17 protein-coding genes are annotated in these 20,633 nt (G+C 65.8%); 13 read left to right on the top strand and 4 right to left on the bottom strand.

Features of this window, described 5'->3' with window-relative positions; translation table 11 throughout:
• Positions 1–23 precede the first annotated feature (23 nt).
• The 5 genes from QW887_RS34155 (at position 24) to QW887_RS34135 (ending at position 4,910) form a co-directional block, all read left to right on the top strand.
• Complete coding sequence (locus tag QW887_RS34155; protein WP_315716620.1) at positions 24–641, top strand: TetR/AcrR family transcriptional regulator; 618 nt, start codon at positions 24–26, stop codon at positions 639–641.
• A 388-nt stretch (positions 642–1,029) separates the two neighbouring features.
• A complete protein-coding gene (locus QW887_RS34150) occupies positions 1,030–2,664 on the top strand; it encodes an ABC transporter substrate-binding protein (protein ID WP_316196126.1) in 1,635 nt (544 codons plus the stop codon).
• A gap of 5 nt (positions 2,665–2,669) precedes the next feature.
• Positions 2,670–2,804 carry a hypothetical protein gene (locus QW887_RS34145; RefSeq protein WP_315716618.1) on the top strand — a complete coding sequence of 45 codons (135 nt, stop codon included), beginning with the start codon at positions 2,670–2,672 and terminating at the stop codon, positions 2,802–2,804.
• A gap of 124 nt (positions 2,805–2,928) precedes the next feature.
• Positions 2,929–3,969: a tryptophan--tRNA ligase gene (gene trpS, locus QW887_RS34140; protein ID WP_315810739.1), complete on the top strand. Its 1,041-nt coding sequence runs from the start codon at positions 2,929–2,931 to the stop codon at positions 3,967–3,969.
• A gap of 191 nt (positions 3,970–4,160) precedes the next feature.
• Positions 4,161–4,910, top strand: a complete 750-nt coding sequence (locus QW887_RS34135) for a Crp/Fnr family transcriptional regulator (protein ID WP_316196123.1) — start codon at positions 4,161–4,163, stop codon at positions 4,908–4,910.
• 77 nt (positions 4,911–4,987) lie between these two features.
• Here QW887_RS34135 and QW887_RS34130 read toward each other — a convergent pair whose 3' ends face one another.
• A complete protein-coding gene (locus QW887_RS34130) occupies positions 4,988–5,560 on the bottom strand; it encodes a Crp/Fnr family transcriptional regulator (protein WP_315716615.1) in 573 nt (190 codons plus the stop codon).
• A 21-nt stretch (positions 5,561–5,581) separates the two neighbouring features.
• On the opposite strand from QW887_RS34130, the gene QW887_RS34125 reads away from it, so the two are divergent.
• The 3 genes from QW887_RS34125 (at position 5,582) to QW887_RS34115 (ending at position 8,371) form a co-directional block, all read left to right on the top strand.
• Positions 5,582–5,758 carry a hypothetical protein gene (locus QW887_RS34125; RefSeq protein ID WP_315716614.1) on the top strand — a complete coding sequence of 59 codons (177 nt, stop codon included), beginning with the start codon at positions 5,582–5,584 and terminating at the stop codon, positions 5,756–5,758.
• An 860-nt stretch (positions 5,759–6,618) separates the two neighbouring features.
• Positions 6,619–7,887 carry a sensor histidine kinase gene (locus tag QW887_RS34120; protein WP_316196121.1) on the top strand — a complete coding sequence of 423 codons (1,269 nt, stop codon included), beginning with the start codon at positions 6,619–6,621 and terminating at the stop codon, positions 7,885–7,887.
• A gap of 211 nt (positions 7,888–8,098) precedes the next feature.
• Positions 8,099–8,371 (top strand): hypothetical protein, encoded by a 273-nt coding sequence (locus tag QW887_RS34115; RefSeq protein ID WP_315753358.1) that lies wholly within the window; start codon positions 8,099–8,101, stop codon positions 8,369–8,371.
• A 38-nt stretch (positions 8,372–8,409) separates the two neighbouring features.
• Here the strand turns inward: QW887_RS34115 and galE are convergent, their stop codons facing one another.
• Complete coding sequence (gene galE, locus QW887_RS34110; protein WP_316184239.1) at positions 8,410–9,405, bottom strand: UDP-glucose 4-epimerase GalE; 996 nt, start codon at positions 9,403–9,405, stop codon at positions 8,410–8,412.
• 602 nt (positions 9,406–10,007) lie between these two features.
• Between galE and QW887_RS34105 the strand changes: the two genes are divergently transcribed.
• Together QW887_RS34105 and QW887_RS34100 are read left to right on the top strand one after the other, a co-directional pair.
• A complete protein-coding gene (locus QW887_RS34105) occupies positions 10,008–11,132 on the top strand; it encodes an HlyD family secretion protein (protein WP_315810741.1) in 1,125 nt (374 codons plus the stop codon).
• Complete coding sequence (locus QW887_RS34100) at positions 11,119–12,744, top strand: MFS transporter (protein WP_316168066.1); 1,626 nt, start codon at positions 11,119–11,121, stop codon at positions 12,742–12,744. Before QW887_RS34105 ends, QW887_RS34100 begins: the two co-directional genes overlap by 14 nt.
• A gap of 259 nt (positions 12,745–13,003) precedes the next feature.
• Here QW887_RS34100 and QW887_RS34095 read toward each other — a convergent pair whose 3' ends face one another.
• Together QW887_RS34095 and QW887_RS34090 are read right to left on the bottom strand one after the other, a co-directional pair.
• Complete coding sequence (locus tag QW887_RS34095; protein ID WP_316184242.1) at positions 13,004–14,479, bottom strand: M81 family metallopeptidase; 1,476 nt, start codon at positions 14,477–14,479, stop codon at positions 13,004–13,006.
• Positions 14,480–14,597: 118 nt separating this feature from the next.
• Complete coding sequence (locus QW887_RS34090; protein WP_315716607.1) at positions 14,598–15,215, bottom strand: TetR/AcrR family transcriptional regulator; 618 nt, start codon at positions 15,213–15,215, stop codon at positions 14,598–14,600.
• 190 nt (positions 15,216–15,405) lie between these two features.
• On the opposite strand from QW887_RS34090, the gene QW887_RS34085 reads away from it, so the two are divergent.
• The 3 genes from QW887_RS34085 (at position 15,406) to QW887_RS34075 (ending at position 20,432) form a co-directional block, all read left to right on the top strand.
• Positions 15,406–16,644 carry an efflux RND transporter periplasmic adaptor subunit gene (locus QW887_RS34085; RefSeq protein ID WP_315753346.1) on the top strand — a complete coding sequence of 413 codons (1,239 nt, stop codon included), beginning with the start codon at positions 15,406–15,408 and terminating at the stop codon, positions 16,642–16,644.
• Positions 16,645–16,775: 131 nt separating this feature from the next.
• Positions 16,776–19,958: a multidrug efflux RND transporter permease subunit gene (locus QW887_RS34080; protein ID WP_315716605.1), complete on the top strand. Its 3,183-nt coding sequence runs from the start codon at positions 16,776–16,778 to the stop codon at positions 19,956–19,958.
• Positions 19,959–20,054: 96 nt separating this feature from the next.
• Positions 20,055–20,432 (top strand): hypothetical protein, encoded by a 378-nt coding sequence (locus tag QW887_RS34075; RefSeq protein WP_316184245.1) that lies wholly within the window; start codon positions 20,055–20,057, stop codon positions 20,430–20,432.
• Positions 20,433–20,633 lie beyond the last annotated feature (201 nt).

Genomic DNA, 20,633 nt, shown 5'->3' with positions numbered 1-20,633 from the left:
ACCGCTCAATATTTTGGTTAACAATGTCCAAGACACTGGAAAGACGTGCGAAACAGCGCGAAGCCTTGATCGAGGCCGCCGAGCGGATGATCCGGACGCGGGGTCTCGCGGGTCTGAAGACGCGCGATCTCGCCCAGGAGATCGGCGTCGCCAATGGCGCGGTCTACAATCTCGTCGCCGACGTCGACGAACTGGTGCTGATGGTCGGATCACGCACCTTGGCGCGGCTCGACGCCGACCTGTCCGCAGCCGAGAGCGCGGGCCCTCCCGGCCCCGAGGCTGCGCTGGTGCGCATCGCGATCGCCTATTGCGACTTCGCCGCCCACAATCTCGAGCTCTGGCGCGCGCTGTTCGAGCACCGCATGCCGCCCGAGAAGCCGCTGCCCGACTGGGCGATCGCCGACCAGATGCACCTGTTCCGTCACATCCACCAGCCACTGGCGGCGTTGTTTCCACGGCGCTCTTTCGACGACATCAGCGTCACCGCGCGCAGCCTGTTCTCGGCCGTCCACGGCATGGTCGCGCTCGGCTTGGAGCAGAAGCTGATCGCTGTGCCGCTCGCGGCCTTGCGCGCGCAGATCGCGACCATGGTGAAGGCGATGGTGACGGGACTGGTGGCGGAGGAGACGACCGGCCGGTGACGCGGAGCTCGGCGTCGGGGGCGCAGCGTCATCGGATGCTGATGCCAACAACAAGTCCGACTGCTTCACGGCACTTCTCTCCTGCTTGCTGTCAGAGCCAATTTGCTGCCATGGCGGCGCGGCTCCCTCCTTGTTCAGCTGGAATTGACGGCGAGAACAAACAACCGCCCCATTGCTTCGCAGTATCATGCCGACGTTCGGACTTGTTCCAGACAACATGTCTGGAACTGCCGTTCCACCGACGCTCGACGACGAGTGTTAGTTCGTGTGACATGTGCAGATCTCGGCGCATGACCACGCTCATCCGGCCGGCAGAACCTGCAGCGTATGCCGCGCGATCCAGAAAAAACTCCAACGAGTCCATGACGCGCGAGCCAAGGGGAAAATCGTGAGACATCTGCGTGCGCCCAATGACGACCGCGATCCGCCATTCCCGTCCGGCTACGACGACGGCCGGCGTCCGCTGTATGAACAACCGTGGCGCGACGAGCACGATCGGCCTACCCCTGCTGAATTCGCGTCCCGTTACGGCGTGCAGGAGGTTCCTCCGCCGCCACGGGAACGGCGTCTCCTCGGCGCGTTGAGCGTGATGGGGCTCGTGGCTGTTGCCGCGGGCGTGGCCGGCTTTGCAGCGACGAGACTTCCGACGCGGTGGACCGCTGCGCTCTCCGCCAAGAGCAGCGCGGCGGCGACAACGACGGCAACAGTCCCATCGCCGCCGGTCCAAGCCGCGCAGACCGTTGCGCCAGTCCAGGATACTCTCCGGACCGGAGCGCTCGCGAGCGCCGCTCCGGCGGTCGCGCCGGACCAGAACATGCCGCTGAGGGAGGACGACCGTGTGCCGAAGTTCGACACGCGAGTGGCCAATGCCGCGTCGGCGCAGCCGACCAGCACGCGCGCCCCGGTCCAGGGCGTGACCGATACCGAAATCAGCTTCGGAATGGCGGCGCCGTTTTCCGGGCCGGCCAGGGAGATGGGCCATCAGCTCAAGCTCGGCATCGACCTCGCATTCGCTCAGGTCAACGAGGAAGGCGGTGTGCATGGCCGGCAGCTCAAGCTCTACACGGCCGATGATGCCTATGAGCCGACGCGGACGCTGAACGCGATGAAGGACCTTTACGAGCAGCACAAGGTGTTCGGATTCGTCGAGAACTACGGCAGTCCGACGGCCCTGATCTCGGTGCCGTACGCGCTCGAGCATCATGCGCTGTATTTCGGCGCCTTCACCGGGGCTCCTTCGCTTCGCCGCGATCCGCCGGACCGCTACGTCTTCAACTACCGCGCCGGCTACGCCGAGGAAGCCCATGCGCTCGTGAACTATCTCGTCAAGATCCGCAAGCTGCGTCCGCAGGAGATCGGAGTTCTCACCCAGCAGGATGCCTATGGCGACGCGGGGTGGGAGGGCGTCAGCAGGGCGATGCACGGGCTGCGCGGCGGCGCGGGCGACGCCTTCCGCATGAGCTACAGCCGCAACACCGTCAATGTCGACGAGGCCGTCGCGCAACTGCGCCGGCAGAAGCATGCGATCAAGGCGGTGGTGCTGGTCGCCACCTTTCGCGCCGCGGCCAAGTTCATCGAGAAGACTCGCGATCTCTATCCGGACATGACCTACGCGACGATCTCCGGCGTCGGCAGCACCGGCCTCGCCAGTGAGCTGATGGTGCTCGGCCCGCGCTATGCGGACGGCGTCATCTGCACCCAGGTCACGCCGGCGGTCGACGGCTACGCCTCCGTCACCCTGAACTACAAGAAGGCGCTCGACAGATATTTTCCGGGAGAGCCGGCGGATTACTCGTCCCTGGAAGCCTATCTCACCGCCAACATCCTGATCGAAGGGCTGCGCCGCGCCGGTCCCGCGGTGGACACGGAAACGCTGGTCGATGTCCTCGAATCGATGCAGAACTACGAGCTGGGCGTCGGATCGAAGGTGAGCTTCGGCCCCTCCGACCACCAGGCGCTGCACAAGGTCTGGGGCACGCAGCTCGACAAGTCCGGCCAGTATCACGCGATTGATCTCGAATAGGCGGAATGGCTGAACTGGCCTGGGGCCGCGCTCTGCGCAGCGTGCCTGAGCGGGTTGCATTCATCGGCGGTTTCGGCCATATCGGTCGCATGATCAAGACTGAGACCTTGCACGCGAACACGTGGTGGCGCTCCATCTAGGAGCGGCACGGCCTCGTCATTCATTCGCCCGTCGCCGCCGTTCATCGGCCTGCGACGCGGTTCTTGTCATCAACAGCATCGAAGAGCTCGATCGAGCGGCGGTTCTCACTCCTGGAGAACCACGATGCCTCTCTCAATGCCAGAACGTCCCGTCATCCTGACCGGCGACAGAACCACCGGCCCCCTGCACCTCGGCCACTATGTCGGCTCGCTGCAAAACCGCGTCGCGCTGCAATCGACGCATCGGCAATTCCTGCTGCTGGCCGATGCCCAGGCGCTCACGGACCACGCCCACGATCCGGCCAAGGTGAGCCGGAACATCCTGGAGATCGCGACCGACTATCTCGCCGTCGGCATCGATCCGGAGATGACGACCATCTGCCTGCAATCGCACCTGCCGGCGCTGGCCGATCTCACGCTGCTCTACATGAACTTCGTCACGGTGGCGCGGCTCGAGCGCAACCCGACCATCAAGGACGAGATCCAGGCGCGCGGCTTCGGCCGCGATATTCCGGCCGGCTTCCTGTGCTATCCCGTTGCGCAGGCCGCCGACATCACCGCCTTCAAGGCGACCATCGTGCCGGTCGGAGACGACCAGGCGCCGCTGATCGAGCAGACCAACGAGATCGTCCGCCGCATCAACCGCCAGGCGGGCACGGAAGTGCTCCCCGAGGCACGCGCACTGATCCCGAGCGTCGGACGCCTGCCTGGCGTGGACGGCAAGGCCAAGATGAGCAAATCGCAGGGCAACACGATTCCGCTCTCCGCCACCGCGGACCAGATTCGCGATGCCGTCCGCCGCATGTTCACCGATCCCGGCCACGTCAGGGCCGCCGATCCGGGCCGCGTCGAAGGCAATGTCGTCTTCACCTATCTCGACGCGTTCGACGACGATCATGCGGCGGTTGCGGACCTGAAGGCGCGCTACGTCCGCGGTGGCCTCGGCGACAGCGTCGTGAAGCAGCGACTTGATGAGGTGCTGCAGGCCGTGGTCGCGCCGATCCGCGACCGGCGGGCGGCGTTTGCGCGTGATCCCGGCCACGTTCTCGAGATCGTCAGGCGCGGCACCCAACTGGCGCGCACCGTCACCGATACGACCTTGCGTGACGTCCGCGAGGCCCTGGGCCTGTTCGCGCTGCATGAGCGGTGCGATGCTAATGCTTGATAACATGAATTAACTAATTCTCGCGCCGCTGCGTCACTGGAACACGAAGCGGCAGTGCGTGTCCCGTTGAAATAGACGCCGCGCTGTCAAGCGTCCGCGAAAGGCGCTATGCCGTGTTAGCGCCTGCCCAACCGTGATGCCGAGATCCGGCTTCGAAGCATCCAGCACTCGCGTTTCACCCGGGAGAACACATGGCGAAGCGACCCATCGTAAAGCCGCAGACGGCCGCAAAGCCGCCGCCAAGGAAGCAGGCTTTCGATCCGGCGGTGTTCCTCAAGACCGAAGGCCCGGGCCGGACGATCGGGAAATACCGAAAGGACCAGCAGATCTTTTCCCAGGGCAGCCCCGCCGACGTGCTGTTCTATATCATCACGGGCACGGTCAAGATCGTCGTCCATTCCGAGCAGGGCAAGGAGGCGGTCATCGCGCTGCTCGGTCGGGACGATTTTTTCGGCGAAGGGTGCCTGGCCGGCCAGTCTCATCGGCTGTCGGCGGCGTCGGCCATCACGGACAGCGAAATCCTGCGGATCACCAAATCGGCCGCGCTGAGCGCCCTGCGTGAGCAGCCGACGTTTTCCGAGATCTTCGTTTCGCACATTCTCGCCCGCACGATCCGCGTCGAGGCCGATCTCATCGATCAGCTGTTCAATTCGAGCGAAAAGCGCCTTGCGCGGGCGCTACTGCTGCTGGCCAATTTCGGCAATGACGGCAAGCCGCAGCGGGTCATCGCGAAGGTCAGCCAGGAGATGCTGGCCGACATGATCGGCACCACCCGCTCGCGCGTCAGTCACTTCATGAACAAGTTCCGCAAGCTGGGCTTCATCGACTACAACGGCCACCTCGAGATCAACAGCTCCCTGCTGAACGTCGTCCTGCACGATCAGCCGCATATCGCAGGCGACAAGTCGGTCGGAGGCAAAGGTCCGCTGAAGAGCTTGTGACCGGGCATCGCGAGATCGAGCTGGGCCGCCCTGCTCGGCTCGATCCACGCCACCATCACATCATTGCCACCATCACGTCATTGCAGCTGACTGCGCACCGCCGTCGTAGGCGGCTGGAGAAACGCATCGAACCGCTGCTTGACGATGGCGTAGCATTCGCACGATGCTTTCTCGAGGCCGGGCCGGTCGAGCACCTGAATGGTGCCGCGACGATAGCTGATCAGGCCGGCCGCCTGCATGGATTGCGCGGCAAGCGTCACCGACTTGCGATTGGCCCCGAGAATCTGCGACAGGAACTCGTGCGTATACGGAAGCACCGCCCCTTCGGCCCGGTCGTGCATCATCAGCAGCCATCGGCAGATGCGCTCTTCGGTCGAATGCATGGCGTTGCAGGCCACCGTCTGCTGAACCTGGGACAGCAGCGTCTCCGAGTAGCTGACGAGAAGATTGCGCACATGTTCGCTGGAATCGAACTCGTGCTGCAGCAGCTCGATCGGACACCGGACGGTATGCCCTTCGAGTTGAACGATGCAACGGTTGAAGGAGGCCCGGCTGTACATGGCGGCGAAGAGGCCGAAGGCGCCCTCGCGACCGATATTGGCCGTCTCGATGGCGTCGCCGTTCTCCAGCACGGTCAACAGCGACAACACCGATCCTCTCGGGAAATAGGCATGCCGGAGATGGCCGCCCGCCTCGCAGACCACGGCGCCGAGCTTGAAATCAACGGGCTCGAGGTGCGGCTCGATCCGGCCGCGGCTGTCCGGCGCCAGGGCATCGAGCAGCTGATTGCTCCGCAGATCGCGATCGGTTTGCGCCTTGATCATTCCAAAACTGACAAGCCACGATGAGGGACGGAGGCCACGGCGCAGAGGCGGCTGTCCGCGCCGTCGCCCCCGTTTCTTGGGCGCTCTCGACCGGCAAGTCTGAGCAAAATTGCTCACGAGCTCCCGCACGCAAGGCTTCCCCGCCGCGCCGCAACAACGACCCTGCTCGCTCATCACGCATCCCAGGATTTCACTGACTCGGATCGTCCGATTCCGCGCCGGGATTTCCGGCGGCCCGATCGGTCCAGAAGGCGGCCATCCGCAGGCAATGCGCCTGCAGGTCCGGATCGACGGCATCGCGCGCAAGTTGCGTGAAATCCGCCGCCAGACGCAGGCATTCACGGATGAAATTGAGGTCGTTGACGGATTCGGACAGGACACACCCCTTCGACGGGATCCATCTGTCACACGCCCCACGGCTCGCTGTCGGTGGGCCACACCACCGAGCGGCCCAAAAGAATCGCCGCCGAATGAGCGGATCTGGCCGGCGCGCCAACCCGGCCTGCCGTCCGGCTCAAGGCTGGCCGATCGCGCATATGGCGGTTTCCGTGAGGATGGTGCCGCCCACCCTCTGACGGGCTGCAAGAGCGCGCGTCGCGCCGCGGCGTCGGTGCCCGCTCTCCGTGGAAGGTCCTCTGGATGAGCGCGCGGGCACCGCAAGCGTCAGGTGCAACTGCCAAGCGCCCCCTCCTCGACGCGAGCAAGGGAGCCTTTCGCCTCGATCCGGCTCGCGACGAATTGCGCTGCGGCAAACTGGACCATGTCCGCTTTTGCTCAGACTCCGGCCGGTGAACGGCAACACAATAGCCCTAAAATATCAAATCGTAAGGAAGAGAGCAGCAGGGAATTTGTAGTTGGGGTGCGTTCTGTTTTGGAGAATCCGCGTGTTGAGACACCAGAGCCAAGATACCGCTTTTCCGATCTTTCTCGAGCGCGCGGGCGTCCGGAATGACATGCGCAGCTACAGGCTCATCCAACAATCTGTGCTCGCCGAATTCAGTCGTGCTGCATTGCAGACCCGCGACATCCACGTCGTTCTTCAGCGCGCCGCCGCGCTCAGTGCCAAAGGCCTCAATGCACCGTTCGCGATGGTGATGGAATTCGTGGCGGACGGCAAGAGACTGCTGGTCCGCGCGGGGTACGGATGGCCGAGCTCGGTCGAACAATCATCGTTCGTCGTGGACAGTACCTCGCCTGCCGGACGCGCCTTCCAGACGGGTCAAGCCATCATCACCGGTCGCGCTCCCCCGGATGGTCGCTTCGAGATACCGGGGCTTCCGGTAGACCGCGGCATCAAGACGTCGATCAGCGTCCGGATCGATCGCGGCGGACGAGGCGGCGGCTATTTCGGCGTGCTCCAGGTCGACAGTCCGGCCCCCAGCCGCTTCGACGAGGCGGACGCTGCCTTCCTCACCGAATTCGCCGACATCGTCGGGATTGCAATCGAGCGCCTGCATGAGGAGACGCGGCTCCGGGACGCCTTGGACCATCAAGCCATGCTGACGCGCGAAATGGGTCACCGCGTCAAGAACAGCCTGTCTTCCGTCGTGGCCATGCTCCGGGTGCAGGCATTCGGGACGGATTCGGTTGAGGCCAAGCTTGCCCTCGGCGAGGCCGGATCGCGCGTGGCAGCCATTGCCCAGGTTCATGATCATCTCTCGCGGGCATCACAGATCGGCTTCATCGACGTCGACGTCTTCCTCATAGACTTCTGCAAGAGGCTGCAACGCGTCGCGGGAGCGCATATCCTGAACTGCGATGCCCACCCGATACGGCTGTCGGCCGATCACGCCGTGCCTCTCGGTCTCCTGCTCAATGAGCTGGTCAGCAACGCCGTGAAACATGCCTATCCTGGCCAGGACGGACCGATCGACATCTCCGCCCGCGACATCGACGGTTGCCTGCAGCTCAGCGTGTCCGATCAGGGCGCCGGTCTGCCCGATGGTTTCGACATCGATCAACCGCGCACAAGCCTGGGGTTCCGGATGATCAAGGGGATGGTCCAGCAGCTTCGCGGCCATCTCACCCTCAGCGCCAACCAGCCGACTGGCACGCGTGTCCTGTTCGAACTGCCGATCCTCCCCCGCAATGAAGCGGTTGTCCCGGCAGCCCTCGTCACCGCAGAGCGCCCGGTGCTGGAGAAGGCCCGGTGATCCCTTGCGCGATCATCCCACCGGCCACCGCGGCCGATGCGATCCGCTGCTGACAAGGCTGGCCGCTTGCTCGAACGGCGCCTCTTGTCAGAGCACCTCGTCCACGCTTCGCTGATGGCGATCAGCGCGCTACGCGCTCCATGGTGAGACCACCTGCGCAGGCACGGCGGCATTTACCGGGCGGAAACCGTTGCTGTCGTTGAATGCGAGCATGGCACAGTTGCGCATGGAAGTTCGCGATTCGGCCGGCACCATCCTGCCGGGCTATGGCGACGCATTCTTCGACCTCAGGCTCCCCGGCGATCACCGCCGCGTGGCGCAGACCCTGCTCCGGATCATTCGCGGCGACGACTTCCGCTCACCGGTCCACAGTGTCCACTTCTTCCGGGGCGCTTCCGAGATCGGCTGCTGGTCGGTCGACGACGAGCGCGCGGAGATGAGCTTCGTGGACGAGTTCGCCCACACGCCGCCGGCCGCGGCGTAACAGCTTCCCCGACGAGCCCCCGGCACGCGGCATCGGCCTCATGCGATCCGGGGGTGCGCGGTCTGGTGCCAGGTCCAGGCCGAGCGGATGATCGTGCCGAGATCGGACCGATGCGCCGCGAAGCCGAGCTCCTGCTGGGCAAGATGGGGATCTGCGACCAGGACCGGTGGATCGCCGGCGCGGCGCGCGCGCACCACCAGCGGGACCCGCTCGCCGGTCTCCCTGCCGATTGCATCGACGATCTCGCGCACCGAATGGCCGCAGCCGGTCCCGAGATTGTAGGTGCCGCCCGAACCGGTCTGCAGCAGACGCTCCATCGCCGCGATGTGGGCTGCCGCGAGATCGTCGACGTGAACGTAGTCGCGCACGGCGGTCCCGTCGGGTGTGTCATAGTCGGTGCCGAAGATCGCAAAGTCCGGCACGTGGCCGAGGATCGCCATCAGCGCTCGCGGGATCAGGTGCGTCTCGGGATCGCGCAACTCACCGATCAGGCCTGACGCGTCGGCGCCGCCGGCGTTGAAGTAGCGCAGCACGATGGCCGACAGGCCGTAGGCTGCCTGATAGTCCGCCAGGATCTGCTCGATCATGTATTTCGAGCGGCCGTATGGATTCAGGGCCGATCCCGCGGCGCTCTCGGGAATCGGATCCCGCCCGGCGTCGCCATAGACCGCGCCGGTCGAGGAGAACACCAGCCGCGCGCAGCCGGCCTCGCGCATGCCCTGCAGCAGGCCCAATGTGCCGACGACGTTGTTCAGATAATATTTGTGCGGATCGGCGACGGATTCACCGATCGTGCTCGGCCCGGCCAGGTGCATCACCGCGCCGACCGCGTGGGCGCGGATGGTGTCAGCCACTCTGGCGCTGTCGGCGATGTCGCCGACCACGAGCGGTCCCCATCGCACGAAGCGGCGATGGCCGGTGGACAGATTGTCGTAGCAGATCGGCACGTAGCCGGCCCCGGCGACAGCCTTGCAGCAATGAGCCCCGATGTAGCCGGCGCCGCCGGCAACCAGGATCGCTCCGTTGTGACCCATGCATGAAAGCCTTCTGATCAGCAAACGGCTGGACCCAAGTCGCGGATGCGAAATGTGACCCAGCGAGGCGACCGCTGCAACCGGGCAGCGCGCGCCGGCCGGCGTCACCGACAACCGCTTGGCGGCAGGCCGCTCCGTGCTCTTAACGCTCTCGCACCCAGCCGGTCGTCCAAATTGCGGTCAAGTGACGCCGAATAGCTGATGTCACGCGATGACAGCACGACATCTAGCCGTGAACAGACCTCGTACCAGGCTGCGCCGCTGATTCGGACGCGGTTCGTTCAAGTCACGTTCTGAACGTTAACGTGAGCGCGCGCGACGTCGCATTCTGGGACATCATGCGCGGGCTGGTCGCGGCAGCGAATCCGGCGCCGATGTCGTTGGCGCGATCCCGGCGCGGCGATCGCGGGCTGTGCCTGTGCTCAACCTGCTGGCCTGTTAGCTGGTTCATCACGGTCCGATCGCCCGCGGGTTCCGTTCGGCGCGCAGATGTCCATGCCCCGCGACGCATGGCTCACGACCCAGAGTCCAGGTGGCACGCGGCGCAGAATGGGATACGAGTCGTCGGACTGATCAGCGTCGGCCGATGCAGGAGGCGTCCCTTGAGTGAAACACCGAGCAACGTCGACGCGGCGGCGCGCGCTGCATCGACGCCGCCCGCCGCGGCGCCCGGGCTCTGGGCGCGTCTCGGCATTCCGCTGCTTGCGGTGATCGCAGCGCTCGCCTTCGTGGCGCTCGCGACCACGCGCTGGAACGCCTGGACCGGCAACGCAACGACCCAATCGACCAACGATGCCTATGTGCGCGCCGACCTGACGCAGCTCTCGAGCCGCGTGGCCGGCGAGGTGACGAAGGTTGCGGTCAGCGATTTCCAGCAGGTCAAGGCCGGCGACCTGCTGGTCCAGATCGATCCGGCCGACTACGAGGCACAGGTGTCGCAGGCCGAGGCCAATGTCGAAGCGGCGCAGGCGGCGCTCGACAACCTCAGCAACCAGGTCGAGCTGCAATACGCGACCATCGCCCAGGCCGAGGCGCAGCAGGTCTCGGCCGGCGCGGCCGAGGTGCAGGCCAGGCAGGAGGAAGAGCGCCAGCAGTCGCTGTCGCAGAGCGAGGCAGGTACCAAGCAGCGGCTGGAACAGGCAACGGCCGCCTATGCCAAGGCACAGGCGGACGTGCGCGCGAGCCGCGCGGTGATCGCCGCGCAGCGTCATCAGCTCGAGGTGCTCACCGGCACCAAGAAGCAGCGCGGCGCCGATCTCGCCGGCGCCAAGGCCGCGCTCGCCGCCGCGCGGCTCAAGCTCGGCTACACCAGGATCACCGCGCCGTTCGACGGCGTCGTCGGACAGCGCCAGGTGCAGGTCGGCGACTACGTCAATATCGGCAGCAGCCTGATCGCGGTGGTGCCGCTGCCGCATGTCTTCGTCATCGCCAACTACAAGGAAACGCAGCTCACCCATGTCGCGCCCGGCCAGCCGGTCGAGATCACCGTGGATTCGTTCCCGGGCCAGAGGCTGCATGGCCGCGTCGAGCGGATCGCGCCGGCCTCCGGCTCGCAATTCGCGCTGCTGCCGCCCGACAATGCCACCGGCAACTTCACCAAGGTCGTGCAGCGCATTCCGGTCCGCATCGCCCTCGACGGCGACCAGCCGCTGCTCGCGCGGCTGCTGCCGGGCATGTCGGTCGTGACCCACATCCGCACCACCGGCCAGGCCGATGGCGCCAAGTGAGACCGATCGCGGACCGCTGTCGCGCGGCGGCCAGGCGGCGCATCCGCTGTTTGCCGTCGGCGCCGTCCTGCTCGGCTCGTTCCTGGCGAATTTCGACAGCCGGCTGACCTCGGTCGGCCTGCCCGATCTGCGCGGCGCGTTCTCGCTCGGTTTTGACGAGGGCGCCTGGCTGTCCACCGCGGCGATCGGCTCGCAGATCGTCATCGCGCCGGCCGTGGCGTGGCTCGCGACCGTGTTCGGTCTGCGCCGTGTGCTGGGTATTCCCAGCCTGATCTATGCGGTGCTGTCCCTGATCATTCCGTTCGTGCGCGACTATCCGACCTTGATCGCGCTCGCGATCCTGCACGGCATGCTGCTCGGCACCTTCGTGCCGGCCACGCTCATGATCATCTTCCGCAACCTGCCGATCCGCTGGTGGCTGCCGGCGATCTCGATCTATGCGATCCGGGTCGGCTTCGCGCTGGATACCTCGACCTCGCTGGTCGGCTTCTATGTCGAGCATCTCGGCTGGCAGTGGCTGTACTGGCAGGGCGTCGTGCTGGCGCCGCTGATGGCGCTGATGGTCTATCTCGGCACCCCGGCCGAGCCCGTCAACCGCGCGCTGCTCGAGAACGCCGACTGGGGCGGGATGCTGCTGCTCGGCAGCGCCGTGGCGATGATCTATGCCGGTCTCGACCAGGGCAACCGACTCGACTGGCTGCAATCGGGCACGGTGATGGCGCTGCTGTGCGGCGGCGCCGCGCTGTTCGTCCTGTTCCTCGTCAACGAGGCGCTCGCCCCGCAGCCATGGGCGCATTTCAACGTGCTGTTCTCGCGCAACATCGGGCTGTCGCTGGTCGTGATCCTGCTCTACACGCTGACCAGCCTCTCGAATGCGTCGCTGGTGCCGAACTTCCTCGTCACCATCACGCAGTTGCGGCCGGAGCAGAGCGGCTCGCTGCTGTTGTTCTACGGCGCGCTGCCGATGGTCGTGCTGGTGCCGCTGTCGATCGTCCTGCTTCGCCATCTCGATCCCCGCATCGTCGTCGTGCTCGGTCTCAGTGCCTTCGCGGCGGCCAATCTGCTCGGCACCCAGATCACCCATGCCTGGGCGCGCGAGGATTTCATCGTCATCGTCGTGCTGCAGTCGATCGGACAGGCCCTGACCTTGCTTCCGATCATCATCCTCGCGCTGTCGAATTCCGATCCGGCGCGAGCGACGTCCTTTGCGGCCTATATCCAGGTGATGCGGCTCGGCGGCGCCGAAATCGGCGTCGCCCTGATGGGAACGTGGCTGCGGGTGCGTGAGCAGGTGCATTCGGCCTATCTCGGCCTCAACATCCAGAGCGGCGATCTCGACGTCGCGCGCGCGCTGCAACGACTGACCGGCTATTTCGCCGCGCATGGCGGCGGCCAGGCCAAGGCCCGCGCCGTCGGGACCTTGGCCGCACAGGTGCAGCGCGAGGCCAACGTGCTCGCTTATCTCGATGCGTTCTGGCTGTGCTTCTGGCTCGCGATCGCCGCGCTCCTGCTGGTCGCCCTGATCACGCGCGCGCCGCCGGGCCCGTTCTCGCCAGCACCGATCGGTCTGAGGGCGGCGTGGATGCGACGGTTCGGAACGTCGACGACGTGAGCGGGCCCGCCCGCAGCATGCTGGGGCGTCGCCTTCTCTCCAACAACGCCGGCGCGCCTCTGCGCCTTTAACCTTCTGACGAAAGCCGAGCCGCACGATCAGAATCGCCGGCGCTGCATGTTGCGCGCCATCTCCGAGAGCTACGACATCTAGCCGTGAACAGATCTCAAACCGTGCTTCGCAAGCGATTCGGACGCTGTTCGTTCCAGCCGCGTTCCGAACGTTAACGGCGGTGCGATGATCGTCGCATTCTGGGACATCATGCTCGCGATGATTGCGGCAACTCATCGAGCGGCCATTTCGGACGCTTGATCTTCTTGTAGGGCAACGTCGTCACGTCGCGCGCGACCACGCCGGGCGCATCGACCATGATGATGTCGGCCGCGATCGGCGCAAATGCCGCGCGGAAATGCTGGGCGGATTTCACCACGACGAGCTTGCGCGTGGCAGGATCGCAGCCGAGCTGCGTGAAGAAGTCGGTGCCGAACGCCTGGCAGCGGAACGTGGTGATCACGACCTCGACGCCATTGCTCCCGATCAACGCGCAATCGCCGAGCTTGGCGGGCGTGCCGGCAAGGCCCGTCATCACCATATTCTCCTTCAGCGCCTTGATCTCCCAGGTCGCATCGACGGGATCACCCGACAGCGGCCCGATCTTGCCGCCGATCCGCAGCGGCAGCTTGGCGCCGACGCCGGCATCGAAGGCGATGCGCACCGCGATCGGATCCCAGAGCGGACCGAGGCAGGCATTGCCGATGTTGCGGTCGAGCAGCCGGCGCAGGATGAACGTGGAATCGCCGGGCGCACCGCCGCCGGGATTGTCGCTGGCATCGCCGAGCACGATGGTGCCGTCCTTCGCCAAGGCCTGGTCGAGCGCAGCATCGACGCCGGGCATGCGTTCGGTCACCGCCTCGCGCATGCCGATCAGCTCGTCCGCGAGCTTGCGCGCCAGCGCCTGCGCCTTGGCGCCATCGGGATCGACGGCGGCATCGCTATAGACCAGCACCTTGGTGCCCATGTCAGGCGTGTCGCCCCAGCCGAAGCCGTGCACGATCGAGACCGAGACGATGCCGTCCTTGCCTTCCAGCGCGGTGACGCGGTCGACGAAGCTGCGCACCGGCTCGCGCGTGGTGTGCAGGGTCACGATCATGTCGGTGTCGACCAGCGCCTTCTGCAGCTTCAGCCGCTTCTCGGCGATCTCGGTGCAATGTTTCACCAGATCCTGGGCCCGCTCGAGAATGTCGGTGTGCGGATATTCCTTCCAGCAGATCAGCAGATCGGCGCTTCTGACCATCAGCTCGCTCATGTGAACGTGGGGGTCGAGCGTCGCGCCGATGACCACATCGGGTCCGACGATCTCGCGTATCAGCGCGAGCAGCTCGCCCTCGCAATCATCATAGCCGTCGGCGATCATCGCGCCGTGCAGGCCGATCAACGCCATGTCGACCGGCAGCGCGGCTTCGAGGTCGGCGAGGATCTGGTCGCGCAGGGTTTCGAACGCGGCGCGGGTGACGAGCCCGTTCGGCACCGCTGCGGCGACCAGCCCCTCGATCAAGGTCCAACCTTTCGATGGCCCGACCTGCCGCGCCGCCCATAGTGGCCCGCCATGCATCTGCATCTTGTCCGGATGCGTTCCGGCCGGGAAGTAGGCGCGCTCGTGGAAGGTCGCGAGCCCCGTCGGCATCGGCGCAAAAGTGTTGGTCTCGGTGGCAAGGGCGGCGGAGAAGACACGCATGGAGGAATTGCTCTTGGTTCGCGCGATGACAATGAGGCGGCCGCAGGGGATCGCATCGCGCCCACGAGCACAAGACTTTGCGACGGCAGAGCACCCGTCGCTCAGCGCATGATGTCGATCAGTTCGCCGCCGCCGGCGCCCTCACCGACTGATCCTCGATCGCCTTGATCGCGACGACGGCGACCTGGGATAATGCCTCGCGGTCGGCGCCTGACGACGCCATCACGCTCATGCCGGTGATCACGGCGGAAACATAGCGCGCGAGCGCAGCGGGGTCGGCGGCTTCAGCCAGATCGCCTTCGCGCTTGGCGCGCTCGAAACGGTGCCGGAGCTGCTCCTCGGTCTGCGCGCGGCGGGCCGCGAGCTCGAACGGCACGTTGGAAGAGCCGGAGCCGCAGGCGAGACCGCCCTGCACCAGCAGGCAGCCGGGCGGATTGGAAGGATCGGTCTGTTTCTCGGCGACGCCCATCAGCATCCGCGCGGTGACCTCGTGGGCGGTCGGCGCGCTCAGCACCTCGTCCATCCAGGCCTCCCGTCGCGCCGTGTAGCGGTCGAGCGCGGCCCTGAGCAGGGCCTCCTTGCTGCCGAACGCGGCATAGAGGCTGGGCGGGTTGATGCCCATGGCGTCGGTGAGCTGGGCGATGGTGGCGCCCTCATAGCCATGGCGCCAAAACACCTCCATCGCCTGGTCCAGCGCGGTGTCGCGATCGAAAGTCCGGGGCCGTCCGATGCCCATCTGCAAAACTCCTGTTCCGTCTCCGCCCCGTCTGATTCTTATCTAGTTGTTCTTGAACGCGATTTCTTTGATCTGGCGCAGTCCGCCGAAAGTCGGGCTACTATTTTCGTAGTATCCGTTACATAAGTCTCTTGCGAACGGGTTGCCAGCGCCACATTTGTAGCGAGCACTACAAATCTGGAGCGCGCCAATGCCTTCGTCCGAAATTCGTTCTTCCGGCCGCCTGAAGCGGTGGCTGAGCACCGTCGCCGCCGCCGGCTTGGTGATTGCCGCCGGCTCCTACGCCGGCTCCCAATATTTCCACTTCAGTTCCGCGCCGAATGCGGCCCGCGCCGCGGCCCCCGAACAGGCCGTCCCCGTTACGGTTGCCGTCGTCGAGCCGCGCCAGGCGAGCCTGTGGGACGAGTTCTCCGGCCGGCTTGAAGCCGTCGAGCGGGTCGAGATCCGGCCGCGGGTGGCCGGTGCCATTCTCGGCACCAATTTCACCGAGGGCTCGCTGGTCAAGGCTGGCGACGTCCTGTTCAAGATCGACCCGGCGCCCTACGCCGCCGAGGTCGACCGGGCGCAGGCGCAACTGGAAGCGGCGCGCGCCCGCGCCGCCTTCGCCGCCAACGAACTGGAGCGCGGCGCGCAGCTGGTTGGCAATTCCATCGTGACCAAGCGCGATTACGACCAGCGCGACAACGGCAATCGCGAAGCCATCGCCAACGTCAAGGCCGCCGAAGCGACCTTGCAGACAGCCAAGCTCAATCTCGACTACACGCAGGTGCGCGCGCCGGTCGACGGCCGGGTCGGCCGGATCGAGGTCACGGTCGGCAACCTCGTCGCCGCCGGGTCGGCCTCGCCGGTGCTGACCTCGCTGGTGTCCGTCAACCCGATCTATGCGAGCTTCGACGCCACCGAAGAGCTGGTGTTGCGCGCATTGTCGGCGATTGCCGACGGCTCGGGCAAACGCGGCAATCTCGACCGCATCCCGGTCGAGATGACGACCTCGGGCGGCATCACGGCATCCGGCCATATCCAGTTGATCGACAATCAGGTCAACGGGCAGAGCGGCACGATCCGCGTCCGCGCCGTGTTCAAGAACGAGGACGGCCGGCTGATCCCCGGCCAGTTCGCGCGCGTGCGCATGGGCCAGCCGCAGCAGCAATCGCTGGTGCTGCTCGACGAGCGCGCCATCGGCACCGACCAGGACAAAAAATTCGTGATGGTGGTCGGCGACGACGAGCGCGCTGTCTATCGCCCGGTCAGCCTCGGCGGCAGCGTCGACGGCCTGCGCATCATCTCCGCCGGCCTCAAGCCCGGCGAGCGCGTGGTGGTCAATGGCCTCCAGCGGGTGCGGCCAGGTGCGTTGTTGAAGACGCAGGTGGCCGCGATGGGCGCACGCGATGGGGCGGCCACTGACAACAAGCGACTGGCGCAGCGCTGATTTCGATGGACCTAAACCGTCACCACGCAGGCGATGCCCACCCTCCCCTGGAGGGGGAGGGTGAACATCGCGCCCCCTCGACGACCGACGCCAATCAGAGCCACTGACATCTCCCGACCACGGGGCCTCCCATGAACCTCTCCAAATTCTTCATCGATCGGCCGATCTTCGCAGGCGTGCTGTCGACGCTGATCTTCCTCGGCGGCTTGATCGCGCTGTTCTCCATGCCGATCTCCGAATACCCCGACGTCGTGCCGCCCTCCGTGGTGGTGCGCGCGACCTATCCCGGCGCCAATCCGAAGGTGATCGCCGAGACGGTGGCGACGCCGATCGAGGAGCAGATCAACGGCGTCGAGAACATGCTCTATATGAGCAGCCAGGCGACCACCGACGGCGCGATGACGCTCACGGTCACCTTCAAGCTCGGCACCGATCCGGACAAGGCCACGCAGCTGGTGCAGAACCGCGTGCAGCAGGCCGAGCCGCGGCTGCCCAATGTCGTGCGCCAGCTCGGCGTCATCACCAAGAAGAGCTCGCCCGACCTCACCATGGTCGTGCATTTGATCTCGCCGAACGGCCGCTACGACACGACGTACCTGCGCAACTACGCGGTGCTCAACGTCAAGGACCGGCTGGCGCGCATCGACGGCGTCGGCGACGTGCAGCTGTTCGGCGCCGGCGACTATTCGATGCGGGTCTGGGTCGATCCGCAGAAGGCGGCCGAGCACGGCCTCTCCGCCAGCGACATCGTCAAGGCGATCCAGGCGCAGAACGTCGAGGCCGCCGCCGGCGTGGTCGGGGCATCACCGAGCGTCAAGGGCCTCGACCTGCAGCTCTCGGTCAATGCCGAGGGCCGGCTGTCGAACGAGGACCAGTTCGCCGACATCGTCGTCAAGACCGGCACGCATGGCGAGATCACGCGGCTGCGCGACGTCGCCCGCATCGAGCTCGGCGCCTCCGAATATGGCCTGCGCTCGCTGCTCGACAACAAGCAGGCCGTGGCGATCCCGATCTTCCAGGCGCCCGGCTCCAACGCGCTGCAGATCTCGGACAACGTCCGCGCCACCATGGCCGAGATCAAGAAGACGATGCCGGAGGGCGTCGAGTACCACATCGTCTACGACCCGACCCAGTTCGTGCGCTCCTCGATCGAGGCCGTCGTGCACACGCTGTTCGAGGCCATCGTGCTGGTCGTGATCGTCGTGATCCTCTTCCTGCAGACCTGGCGCGCCTCGATCATCCCGCTGCTGGCGGTGCCCGTCTCGATTGTCGGCACCTTTGCCGTGATGCATCTGTTCGGCTTCTCGATCAACGCGCTCAGCCTGTTCGGCCTGGTGCTCGCGATCGGCATCGTCGTCGACGACGCCATCGTCGTGGTCGAGAACGTCGAGCGCAACATCGAGAGCGGCCTGTCGCCGCGCGACGCCACCTACCAGGCGATGCGCGAGGTGTCGGGGCCGATCATCGCGATCGCGCTGGTGCTGGTCGCGGTGTTCGTGCCGCTCGCCTTCATCTCCGGCCTGACCGGGCAGTTCTACAAGCAGTTCGCCCTGACGATCGCGATCTCCACCGTGATCTCGGCGGTGAACTCGCTGACCTTGTCGCCGGCGCTGTCGGCACTGCTGCTCAAGGGCCACCACGAGCCGAAGGATCGTCTCACCCGCATCCTCGACAAGAGTCTCGGCTGGTTCTTCCGCGGCTTCAACCGCGCCTTCGTCCGCGCCTCCAACAATTACAGCGGTAGCGTGTCCAAGGTGATCACCGGCAAGGCCGCGGTGATGATCCTCTATGTCCTGCTGGTCGGCGCTACCGCCGTGCTGTTCAAGCAGGTGCCGGGCGGCTTCGTGCCGGGCCAGGACAAGCAGTATCTGGTCGGCTTCGCGCGGCTGCCGGACGGCGCCACGCTGGACCGCTCCGAGGAGGTGATCCGCAAGATGAGCGACATCGCGCTGACGCAGCCCGGGATCGAGAGCTCGGTCGCCTTCCCCGGCCTGTCGATCTCCGGCTTCACCAACTCCTCCAATGCCGGCATCGTGTTCTCGACCTTGAAGCCGTTCGACGAGCGCAAGGATCCGTCGCTGTCCGGCGGCGCGCTGGCGATGGAGCTCAACAAGAAATATGCGGGCATCCAGGACGCCTTCATCGCGATGTTCCCGCCGCCACCGGTCAACGGCTTGGGCACCATCGGCGGCTTCAAGCTGCAGATCGAGGACCGCGCCGGCCTCGGCTACGAAGCTCTGAACGACGTCACCAAGGCGTTCATGGCCGGCCTGCAGAAGTCGCCGGAGATCGCCGGCGTGTTCTCCAGCTTCCAGGTCAACGTGCCGCAACTGTTCGCCGACATCGACCGCACCAAGGCGCTGCAGCTCGGCGTGCCCGTGACCGAGGTCTTCAACACCCTGCAGATCTACCTCGGCTCCTACTACGTGAACGACTTCAACAAGTTCGGCCGCACCTATTCGGTGCGCGTGCAGGCCGACGCGCCGTTCCGCGCCCGTGCCGACGATATCCGCCAGCTCAAGGTGCGCTCCGCCTCCGGCGACATGGTGCCGCTGTCGGCGCTGCTCAACGTGCGACAGAGCGCAGGTCCCGAACGCGCCATCCGCTACAACGGTTTCCTGTCGTCGGATATCAACGCGGCAGCGGCGCCCGGCTTCTCCTCCGGCCAGGCGCAGGCGGCGGCCGAGCGGGTCGCGGCCGAGGTGCTGCCGCCCGGCTTCGCCTTCGAATGGACCGACCTGACCTACCAGGAGTTCATCGCCGGCAACTCCGGCCTGTGGGTGTTTCCGCTCGCGATCCTGCTGGTGTTCCTGGTGCTGGCCGCGCTGTATGAGAGCCTGACCCTGCCGCTGGCGATCCTGATGATCGTGCCGATGGCGCTGCTGGCGGCGATGTTCGGTGTCTACCTCTCAAAGGGCGACAACAACATCTTCACCCAGATCGGCCTGATCGTGCTCGTCGGCCTCTCCGCCAAGAATGCGATCCTGATCGTCGAATTCGCGCGCGAGCTCGAATTCGCCGGGCGGACGCCGTTGCGCGCCGCGATCGAGGCCAGCCGCCTGCGGCTGCGGCCGATCCTGATGACGTCGATGGCGTTCATCATGGGCGTGCTGCCGCTGGTGCTCTCGACCGGCGCCGGCTCGGAGATGCGGCGCGCGATGGGCGTCGCGGTGTTCTCCGGCATGATCGGCGTCACCGTGTTCGGCCTGTTCCTGACGCCCGTGTTCTACGTGCTGCTGCGGACGCTGACCGGCATGAAGCCCCTCACCCAGCATGGCGGCCACGGCACGGTGGCGGCTCAACCCGCGGAGTAAACAAGAATGTGAACGCGCGTGATGTCGAGCGCCCGGAAACGCGATCGTCTCTTGATTCGTAGAGACAAATGGCAGTCGGCGTCCCGATCACGCTCCATGGATGATCCGATTCACGATCAATTCTACACGACTGTGAAACGGATCACAGACCAGCGCAGCGAGATGGAGGACGCCAACTCCAGCACGTTGCGCCGACCCGGCGGCCTGTCCCGCACCAGGCCGCCGGGTCATTTGACCACACGGAGTTGCAACATGGATTTTTTGAATCATCTTGTCGCCGCCAGACTGATGAAGACGGCAGAGGGTTTTGAACGCATCGGCGCCCACGGTGCATCGCGGCGGCTGCCGGCTCCGACCCGTGCACGGGCGACGAGCACACCGGCGCTCGGTCTCGTCGTCGACAATTCGGCGGGGAGCGAACCGGTGCCGGCGCTTGCCTGCCCGGACGATCAAGGTTGCAGCGCCGGATTGTAGGACCGCAGCGCTCCAAACACGTCCCCGGGGGCGTGACCCCCGCCGGACCAGACCATGCGCCGGCAGCGGACGATCTCAACACGCCCTGCCGCAACGCGGCCGGCGCGGCGCCTAGCGCCAAAATGGCATCATCTCACGATCAAAACTCGCGCTTGCCACGGCTGGGAACAGCCGATAGCTTTTTTGAACCTTTCAAAGCGC

Origin of the sequence: Bradyrhizobium sp. SZCCHNRI3052 (assembly GCF_032484895.1) — a bacterium.
In the GTDB taxonomy this organism is placed as follows: Bacteria; Pseudomonadota; Alphaproteobacteria; order Rhizobiales; family Xanthobacteraceae; genus Bradyrhizobium.
Note: the sequence above shows the minus strand (reverse complement) of the source record. Positions and strands in the feature narration are given on the sequence as shown.

Bases quoted from the DNA above. Each gene is read 5' to 3' on its own strand.
- QW887_RS34155 (WP_315716620.1), top strand. From the start codon at position 24: ATGTCCAAGACACTGGAAAGACGTGCGAAACAGCGCGAAGCCTTGATC.
- QW887_RS34145 (WP_315716618.1), top strand. From the start codon at position 2,670: ATGGCTGAACTGGCCTGGGGCCGCGCTCTGCGCAGCGTGCCTGAGCGG.
- trpS (WP_315810739.1), top strand. From the start codon at position 2,929: ATGCCTCTCTCAATGCCAGAACGTCCCGTCATCCTGACCGGCGACAGA.
- QW887_RS34135 (WP_316196123.1), top strand. From the start codon at position 4,161: ATGGCGAAGCGACCCATCGTAAAGCCGCAGACGGCCGCAAAGCCGCCG.
- QW887_RS34125 (WP_315716614.1), top strand. From the start codon at position 5,582: ATGCCGGAGATGGCCGCCCGCCTCGCAGACCACGGCGCCGAGCTTGAA.
- QW887_RS34115 (WP_315753358.1), top strand. From the start codon at position 8,099: ATGGCACAGTTGCGCATGGAAGTTCGCGATTCGGCCGGCACCATCCTG.
- galE (WP_316184239.1), bottom strand. From the start codon at position 9,405: ATGGGTCACAACGGAGCGATCCTGGTTGCCGGCGGCGCCGGCTACATC.
- QW887_RS34100 (WP_316168066.1), top strand. From the start codon at position 11,119: ATGGCGCCAAGTGAGACCGATCGCGGACCGCTGTCGCGCGGCGGCCAG.
- QW887_RS34095 (WP_316184242.1), bottom strand. From the start codon at position 14,479: ATGCGTGTCTTCTCCGCCGCCCTTGCCACCGAGACCAACACTTTTGCG.
- QW887_RS34090 (WP_315716607.1), bottom strand. From the start codon at position 15,215: ATGGGCATCGGACGGCCCCGGACTTTCGATCGCGACACCGCGCTGGAC.
- QW887_RS34085 (WP_315753346.1), top strand. From the start codon at position 15,406: ATGCCTTCGTCCGAAATTCGTTCTTCCGGCCGCCTGAAGCGGTGGCTG.
- QW887_RS34080 (WP_315716605.1), top strand. From the start codon at position 16,776: ATGAACCTCTCCAAATTCTTCATCGATCGGCCGATCTTCGCAGGCGTG.
- QW887_RS34075 (WP_316184245.1), top strand. From the start codon at position 20,055: ATGGATGATCCGATTCACGATCAATTCTACACGACTGTGAAACGGATC.